6 protein-coding genes and 1 tRNA gene are annotated in these 8,372 nt (G+C 69.0%); 1 reads left to right on the top strand and 6 read right to left on the bottom strand.

All coding sequences use genetic code 11. The features are described 5' to 3' along the window. Window positions 1–40: 40 nt before the first annotated feature. The 4 genes from efeB to BMG523DRAFT_RS15485 all read right to left on the bottom strand — a co-directional run bounded on the left by efeB (window position 41) and on the right by BMG523DRAFT_RS15485 (window position 5,392). Entirely contained in the window at window positions 41–1,309 is a 1,269-nt protein-coding gene (gene efeB, locus BMG523DRAFT_RS15470; protein WP_011437783.1) for an iron uptake transporter deferrochelatase/peroxidase subunit, read from the bottom strand. After that, window positions 1,306–3,423 (bottom strand): iron uptake transporter permease EfeU, encoded by a 2,118-nt coding sequence (gene efeU, locus BMG523DRAFT_RS15475; protein WP_023841512.1) that lies wholly within the window; start codon window positions 3,421–3,423, stop codon window positions 1,306–1,308. Before efeU ends, efeB begins: the two co-directional genes overlap by 4 nt. A 452-nt stretch (window positions 3,424–3,875) precedes the next feature. Then, entirely contained in the window at window positions 3,876–4,295 is a 420-nt protein-coding gene (locus BMG523DRAFT_RS15480; RefSeq protein WP_349256637.1) for a YbaK/EbsC family protein, read from the bottom strand. A 734-nt stretch (window positions 4,296–5,029) separates the two neighbouring features. Next, complete coding sequence (locus tag BMG523DRAFT_RS15485) at window positions 5,030–5,392, bottom strand: hypothetical protein (protein WP_011437780.1); 363 nt, start codon at window positions 5,390–5,392, stop codon at window positions 5,030–5,032. A gap of 393 nt (window positions 5,393–5,785) precedes the next feature. Between BMG523DRAFT_RS15485 and BMG523DRAFT_RS15490 the strand changes: the two genes are divergently transcribed. After that, window positions 5,786–5,859 (top strand) — tRNA-Ile (locus tag BMG523DRAFT_RS15490). A gap of 346 nt (window positions 5,860–6,205) precedes the next feature. Here BMG523DRAFT_RS15490 and xerC read toward each other — a convergent pair. Beyond that, a complete protein-coding gene (gene xerC / locus BMG523DRAFT_RS15495; protein ID WP_235186949.1) occupies window positions 6,206–7,639 on the bottom strand; it encodes a tyrosine recombinase XerC in 1,434 nt (477 codons plus the stop codon). A 503-nt stretch (window positions 7,640–8,142) separates the two neighbouring features. Beyond that, a partial coding sequence (locus tag BMG523DRAFT_RS15500; RefSeq protein WP_043591446.1) for a transposase occupies window positions 8,143–8,372 on the bottom strand: 230 nt, incomplete at its 5' end.

Here is an 8,372-nt window from a genome sequence, read left to right on the forward strand (position 1 = left end):
TCACGCACCGCCGGGCCGCGGCCCATAGCAGCGACGGCGCTCAGGCCAGCAGCGACCGGCCCAGGTGGTCGCTCGCGTCCCGGACACCGGGGAGCACGAAGAAGTAGCCGCCACCGGTCGGGCTGATGTAGTCGACGAGCGGCTCGTCGATGAGCCGGGTCTGCGTCGCCTCGAACTGCCGGATGATGTCCTGCTGGTAGCAGCAGAAGACCAGGCCCATGTCGAGGTTGCCGTTGCTGTCTGTTCCCCGGTCGTAGTTGAAGCCGCGGCGCAGGATGCGGGAGTTGTCGGTGGCCGCGGTGCGCGGGTTGGCGAGCCGGATGTGCGCGGTGAGCGGGATGGCCGTGCCCTTGGGGTCGCGGGCGTAGTTGGGAATGTCGGTCTCCGCGGTGCCGTCCAGCGGTGCCCCGGTGTCCCGTCGCCGGCCGATCATCGTTTCCTGCTCGTTGAGGGAAACCCGGTCCCAGAATTCCACCAGCATCCGGATGATGCGGACGACCTGGTAGGAGCCGCCGGTGGTCCAGCGCGGCTCGCCCGCACCGTCCACCCAGACCAGCCGGTCCATGTCGGCGGCGCTGGTCACATCGGGGTTGACGATGCCGTCCTTGAAACCGAGCAGGTTTCGCTGCGCGCCGGCTGGCCGGGGCTGGCTGTGGAAGCCGTCGATCCGCCACCGCAGTTGCATGCCGCCGCGGGTGTGCCGGGCGATGTCGCGCAGCGCGTGCAACACCGTGTCCCGGCTGTTCGCACACAGCTGCAGGCTGAGATCGCCGTGGCAGTCGGCGGGGTTCAGGTTGTCGTTCGGGAAGGTACGCATCGGCGCCAGCCGCCGGGGACGCCGGTCGGCCAGGCCGAACCGGCCGTCGAACAGGGAGGCGCCGACCCCGACCGTGACGGTGAGCGCGTCCGGGGGCACGGTCGGCCCGAGGACCCCGCTGTCCGACGGTGGGGCGACGGTGCCCAGGTCGGCCGGAGCACCGCCGGCGGTGAGGAACCGGGCCCGGGCGGTGATCGTCTTGAACAGGTCGGTGAGCGCGGCCCGGTCGTCGGCGATGACGTCGAAGGACGCGAACATGGCCGCGGCCGGCTGCGGGGTGAGGATCCCGGCCTGATGCACGCCGTGGAAGGGAACCACCTCGTCGGAGCTTCCGCTGGCGGCCGCGGCGGCCGGCGCGGCGGTGGTGAGCACCGCAGCGCCGGTTCCGGCCGCGACGGTGGTGGCGCTGCCCGCGGCCGCGGCGCCCGCGGCGAAGGCTCCGGCGAGGAAGGAGCGGCGTCCCATCCGCCCGCCGTCGGACCCGGGGCTCATCCGGTACTCCTGATCTCGAGGATGTCGGGGATCGGTGCGAGAGTCTCCAGCAGCGCGCCCAGGCTGCCGTTCAGCTTCTGCCGGTCGGCGAGTGGCAGCCGTCCCGGCGGGATCCAGGTGCCGTGTGGGTTGCCGACCCGCCGCACCAGCGCGCCGAAGGCGCCCAACTGCTGGCGGGCCGCGGTCAGCGCGGCGGGCGACCGGGTCTGCAGCACCGGCGCGATCACGGTGAGCAGTTCCCGGGTGCCGTCCACGTTTGCGCTCGCGGTCGCCAGAGCCGTGCCGCTGCCCTGATCGGCGGCGCCGGTGAGCTGGAACTGCAGCGTGTTCTCCAGCACTTCGTGGGTGCGCAGGGCCAGGTCGTTCGGATCGAATTCCTGGGTGGGGAATGCCGCCCGCAGCCCCGCTACGTCGCTGGACAACCCGACCGCCGACGCGGCCAGCGAGGCGGCCGACTCACCGTGCCACAGCCCGTACTCGATCCGGTAGAAGCCGGTGAAGTCTGGGTCGTGCACTCCGCCGGGCAGCCCGGCAGGCAGTCCGTTGATCTTGGAGTCGAAGTCCCCGAAGGTGCCGTAGGCGGCGCCCAGGCGCTCGTAGTCGAGGTGGGCGGGCAGCCAGTCCCGGCGGGCCGCGTCCAGGTCGCCGTGTTCCACGTCCGCGCGCAGCGTGTCGACGCTGCCCTGCAACGTCACCAGGCCGACGGCGACGAAGGCGCGGTAGCCGCGCAGCGGGCCGCTCATGGTCTCTGCCGTCACGGGGAGGATGGAGGCGGCCCCGCTGGCCGCGCCCGCCACCCGTTGACTCGCGGACAGCAGCCGCTTACCGCCGTCCGGCAGGCATTCCCAGGCATAGGTGCCCCCGCCGATGGTGGCCGACAGGGTTCGGGTGGTTCCGGGCGCCAGCAGTTCGATCTCCGCATGGATGGCACCGGTCGCCGGGTCGATGAGGCGGACCTCCGCCGTTTGGGCGCTGCTGTTGTGGACGGTGAACGTCTGCCTGCCCGACCGGGGCGCCGCCCAGCCTGCCGCGCAGGAGCCGCCGGTCACCTCGATCGTCCCGCCGCTGCCGCCGCTGGACGACGGGCCGAGCGCGAGGATCGTGGCGCCGGCGGCGAGGGCCGGCACCGCGACGATGGCGGCCGGCAGCGCCCACCGCGGCAGCCGGTGGCCAGCCGACGCCCCCGTCGGGGCCGGCGGGGGCGTCAGGGGCGTCGGGGCCGGCGTGCGATCGGAACTCTTGGCGGCGGGGACGGCGGCCGGTTCTCCTGGCTGGGCTGGCTGTGCTGGCTGTGCTGGTTGGGGGGCGCGGGTGCCGCGGACGAACAGGGCCAGTACCACCACCAGGTAGGCCAGGTAGCCGGTGACCTGCAGCGCCGTCATCCGCGGAGTGATGTTGAAGACGCCCTCGACGAGCCTGGCGTACCAGGAACTCGGGTCGAAGGTGGTCCGCAGGTCGAACAGGACCGTGTCGAAGCCGGGGAGGGCACCGGCCTCCTGGAGGTCGCGCAGACCGTACCCGGCGACACCCGACGCGACGACGATGAGCCCGATGCCGGTGAACGTGAAGAACTTGGTCAGGTTGATCTTCACGGCGCGGTAGTACATCCCCACGCACAGCCCGGCGGCGATGAGGAGCCCGGCCGCGGCGCCGATCAACGGACCGGCCGACTCGCTGGCGCCGCGGGTGGTCGTCCAGATGAACAGGGAGGTCTCCACACCCTCCCGGGCCACCGCCAGGAAAGCGGTCAGGATCAGCACGCCGGGCCCGAGTGCCAGCGCGGCGGTGACCTTGCCCTTGATCTCGCCGGACAGGGCGCGGGCCGACCGCCGCATCCAGAAGATCATAACGGTGACGAAACCGACCGCTACGAGGCTGAGGCTCCCGCTGAACACCTCCTGCGCCGCCGTGGACATGGACGCGGCGGCAAATGTCAGCACGGCGCCGAAGCTCGCCGACAGGGCGATGGCGGCGAGCACGCCCGTCCACACCAGCGGCAGGCGGGAGCGTTCGTCGGCGCGGACGAGCGTCGCGACCAGGATCGAGACGATCAAGCCTGCCTCGAGGCCCTCGCGCAGCCCGATGAGCAGGTTCGGGAGCACATCACCCCACACGTCCGATTCCTTTCGGTCCGCCGCGTAGCCGGCTTCACGGAACGTACCAGAGACGGAGGTTAGCCTAACCTGCTTTAGGTGAACCTTACTTAGGATTATGGATCAGTAACTGGCAACCGGCGGGGTGGGCATGATCGTCGGGATCGGTTGTGCTCGCCTGGGTAGAAGCTCACTGCGGGTGGCTCTGTCCGCACCTCGCAAACAGTCGTGGCGCGGAGAGCCCAGGAGAGCCCAGGGCACGCTGAGCCCAGCTGGAAAGGGGTTCACCGGCATGGTCAAGATCTCGGCCCCCTTCGCGGCAGAGATCGATCTCGGTCAGCTCCGGTACCCATCCTTCGCCGGTGGTCCGGAGGTCCGGTGGTCCGGAGGTCCGGTGGTCCGGAGGTCCGGCGGTCTACGAAGGAGTGCCGAGTGCGACGGGCCGGGGCGCTGGCTCCTGGCCGCCCAGGGCGTCAGGCGGCGATGGGCGCGACGGTCGGCCGGGCCAGCACCAGGTAGTCCGAGACGGACAGGGCGACGGACAGGTCGAGCCGTCCGGCGTTGAAGTAGATCTCGTCGTGGATAAGCAGGCCTTCGTCGACGATGAGGTCCAGCTCGGGGGAGAAGACGAACGGGGTGATGGATCCGCTGACGCTGCCCGCCAGACGTTCGGCGACCTCACGGGCGGCGAACGAGGCCTCTCGGCCGCCATACCGGTCGGCCAGCGCGTTCAGGTCGACCCGACGGTCACCGGGGACCACGGCGAGCACGTAGCGCCGGGAACGCCTGCCCGTTGCCACCCGCACCACGAGGGACTTGGCGGCCTGCTGGAGGGGGTGGCCACGCAGCCGGCTGGCGACGTCGGTGTGACCCTCGGGCGGATGCGGGATCATCCGGTAGGACACCGAGCCGGACTCGAACAGATCGGTCAACCGCCGGAAGACGTCTCGGTCGTCACGCATCCGCCCCACTCCAAGGGCGAGTGACGGCAGGTCGGGGGTGGCTCGGACGACAAAGCATTGCGCCTCCGCGGTCAGAGATGGTGAACGGACAGCCGACAGTTACCCGACGGCGCGCATGGCATGGCGCCAGGTCGACCGGGTACACGATTGCGCACGGCCCTTTCAACGCACAACGTTCTGCCTCGATCACTTCGTTGATGGACGCCCGGCTGCCGGCGTGCGGTGGAACGCACTCTTCGCCTTCCGGCCAATCCTCGGCGTTGAGCAGCAGTGGATGGGGTATTCCCGGGGAGCCCGGCCAGGCAGAGCACCGCTTGGCCGGGGCTAATCCGCGGTTTTCAAGCTTACGCCGGGGCCGGTGCGGCGCGAACACCCGACTCCGGCGACAACACGCGTGTTCAACTGCGCCACCGCTGCAGTCGAACATCCTGGTGTTTACCTGGGAACCTTGACGAGACACGACTCGAAAGTCCCACTCGTGATGGGCGGTGCCCGGCTCGCCGTACTCTCCGAGAGTCGCTATGAGGTATGAGCCGTTTGTGAAGGCACCAATAGTGACACCCGGCGGTCCCTGCCGGAGCGGCCTTCGTGTCCTCGGTGCCATCTACAGTACAGTCGGCTGGGTTGACCGGCTGGGAGGTGGCCTGAGGTCCGCGCCCTCGCTGTCAGGCGAGGAGGTCGAGGAGTTCGGTGAGTGAGTCGATGATGTGGTCGGGCCCTGCTGTGTGCAGGGTGCGGGTGTAGCCGTTGGTGATGGCGACGGTCTGGTAGCCGGTCGGCGGGGTTGCTGCGGGTGTGGCGGCTGTTGTCGACGACGTAGTGGGTGCGGACCGGCCGCTGATCCGGGACTGGCTGAACCCCTCGATGGAGGAGGCTAGGCGGTCCTGGCTGACATGGTCCCATTTGCGCATGAGCAGGAACGCGGCGTCGAAGTCCCGGCCGCGCAGGGCGTCGGCCGTGTCGTCGCGGTACAGAAGCTCGGCGGAGACGGTGTAACGCTGCCAGGCGGATTCGGGATCAGCGGTCATTCATCGCTCTTCGGCAGGCGGCAGATCGGGACAAGCCGCGTGAGCGGATCAGCACGGTGAGCATAGCCGGGGGATGTCGTCTCGGCATCACAAGTCCGGATCGAGCGGTCAAGCGGCGCCGGACAGGCGCTGACCTGGGCATGTCGCCGGGACGGCGGCGGCGCCGGAATGCCGTCGACCCGGGACGCCGTCGATCCGTGCCGCCGTCGATCCGTGCCGCCTCGGCATTCCGTGGTCGTCCACTTCCGGTGAGTCTTGTTCTTGGGCTCCTCTCCGCGGCCAGACGAGCGGACGCATGCCACCCGGCGGTAGCCGTTAGGCTGTACGTCGTCGATGTCCTCCACGCTGTGAGACGTCCTCCACGCTGTGAGACGCTGGGGGGGATCGATCCAGGGGGCGGTAGCTCAGCCGGTTAGAGCAGCGGACTCATAATCCGTCGGTCGTGGGTTCGAGCCCCACCCGCCCCACCCCTCCTGACCTGGCCTTTTGCAGCGGCCAGGTGGCCGTGGAGATCAACAACGGGCCCTGGCGGTGACGTGCTGGTGACGTTGCGACCGCAACCATTTTCCGAGCCTCCTCCGCTGGTTGCGGAGAGTGGCCGTGGCTGGTGAGGGTGCCTCGGTGCCGGTCGATGCGGACGAGCTCTTGGTGGCCCTCGGCGGCCCCGCCGCGGTCGTGGGGATGGCCTGGTCTACCGGCTGTTTGACCGATCTTGACCGTGCGCGGTTGGTGTGGTCTCCCGCGCTGCTGGTGGATCAAGAGCCGATGCGGTCGGTGCGACCGGAGTTTGCTGCGAACCTGACCCGGGGTGTCCTACAGGTCGAGGCCAGGTCCGTTGGCGGGGGGTGGTGTGGGGTCGTCCAAGCTGTCGGGTTCCACCTGGCCGGGTGGGTGTCGGCGGGGGACGATGTCGGCGGCGGCTTTGGCCGCGGCGCGATCCGCGTCGGCGAAGACCGAGGTGTAGACGTCGCCGGTGAAGTGGACGGAGGAGTGTCCGAGGAGTTCGGAGACGACCTTGAGGTCCTTGGTGGCCCGGTAGGTGAGGCTGGCGGCGGTGTGCCTCAGGTCGTGCAGTCGGATCGGGGGCAGGGGGCCGAAGGCGAGCGCGGTCTGAATGGCGTCTTCGGGCATGAAATGCCGGGCGGCGAGCTGGTCGACGGTCCAGCTGTGTTCGGCGTGCTCATGGCGGATGGTGGCGAATCGGGTGATGAGCCGTTCGAAGCGTTGCGAGACGCCGTTGGGGGTGAGCCTGCTGCCATCGGGATGAGTGAACATCCGTCCGCTGTCGACCCAGGCCTTACCGTAAGCGGCGCGTTCCTCGTCTTGGCGCGCCTGCCAGGTGGTGAGGACGTTTTTTGTAGCCGGGTCCAGGCTGACAGTACGGTAGCCGGCGTCGCTTTTGGGTTCGGTGTATTCGTCGCCGTCCAGGTCGAGGTTGTCGTCGGCGCCGGAAACGGATCCGGGGAGGTTGTCGAGGATGTAGATACTGTCGTCGTCGATGTCGATTTCGGTCCAGCCGAGGGCGACGGCTTCACCGCGACGTAGGGCGCGGTGGGCGATGAGATGCCACAGTGGGTAAAGGCGGTCGGCGACGGTGAAGTCGAGGAAGGCACCGGCCTGCTGCGGGGTCCAGACCATGACGGGGGAGGGCCGTTTACCGGTGCGTTCCCAGGCGGCGATCCGCGGTGCGGTCCAGACGAGCGGTCGGGGCTTGCGGGCCTTGGGTAGTTCGACGTGTTCGGCCGGATTGACGCCAAGTTTCTTACGTTTCACGGCGCTGTTGAGCGCGCTCATGGTGGTGGCGTGCACCCGGCGTAGCCGGGAGGCGCTGAGGGGCCGGCGGTGGTTGGGGTCGTCTTTGCGGACTTCGAGGAGGCGGACGAGCAGGGGTGAGCGTTTCCTGCCGTGCAGATCCCGGCCGATGAGCCGCATGGCGGCGTAGAGCTGTTCGATGTGGTGGTCGCGCAGGTCAGCGAGTCTGAGGTGTCCCAGGCCGGGTTTGAGATAGAGGCGGACGTGCTCCTCATACGAGCGGCGGGTGGACGCGGCGAGACTCGCCTTTCCATCGAGCCAGTCGTCGAGGTAGCGGGCGACGGTGAGCCCGGTGTCGTCGGGCCGCCCACCGCCATGGAGTTCGGCCAGGGAACCGGTCAACGCGACCTCGGCCTCCGTCTCGGTCTCGAACGGTCCGCCGGTGGTGCGCCGCCGCCGCCCATTGGGACCGGGTGGGACGTCGTGTATGTACAACCAGGAACCGTGGTCCGACCGGGGCAGTTTCGGACACCGGGCGCCGTAATCCTTGCCTGTCTGGGGATCGCGGCAGCCGCACCGTTTGAACACCGATCCCCTCACTGGACACCATCCGGGCAGCCTGTCCCGGGGGCTACCGCGGCCGAGGATGACGGGCAGCTGCGCCCAAGTTCATCGGACGCGGCTGGTGGGACGGGGCGGGGCATACGATTCATGCGCACCGACGGTCCGGGCTGGTGCCATCGCAGACGGCATCGTCGCGGCCCTCGGCAGAGACATCGTCGCAGGCGCAGGCATCCACATTGACATCGAGCGCGTCACCCTGGCATGGCCTCGACACAAGGCTGTTGCGTTGTGAGGGGTAGGGCGTACGAGGCTCTGGCCGCCCGGGCGGTCAGATGGCGCGGGCGAGCTCGGTGAGAACAGGCGACAGTACCGGGTGAGAATCGGCCTCGACGTCGAGTTCGTCGTACTAAGGGGAATGAAAGTATCTGGACTCACTACCAGCCGATGTAGGCGAGGTGGGGGTCACCGAAGAAGCCGATGACAAGCGCAGAGTTCTCCTGGAGCCTGCGAAGTGCGGTGAGGGCGTTGGAGTAAAGATCCGAGACCGATGTAATCATTTTTCGGCCGATCTGTGCGGTCTTCACGTTGTTCCAGACCCACTCGTCCGGGTTGGTGTCGGGGGCATAAGGCGGGAGAAAGAAAATCCGGAGCCTACCGTCCGTTC

It is taken from the genome of Frankia sp. BMG5.23 (assembly GCF_000685765.2).
Lineage (GTDB): Bacteria > Actinomycetota > Actinomycetes > Frankiales > Frankiaceae > Frankia > Frankia casuarinae.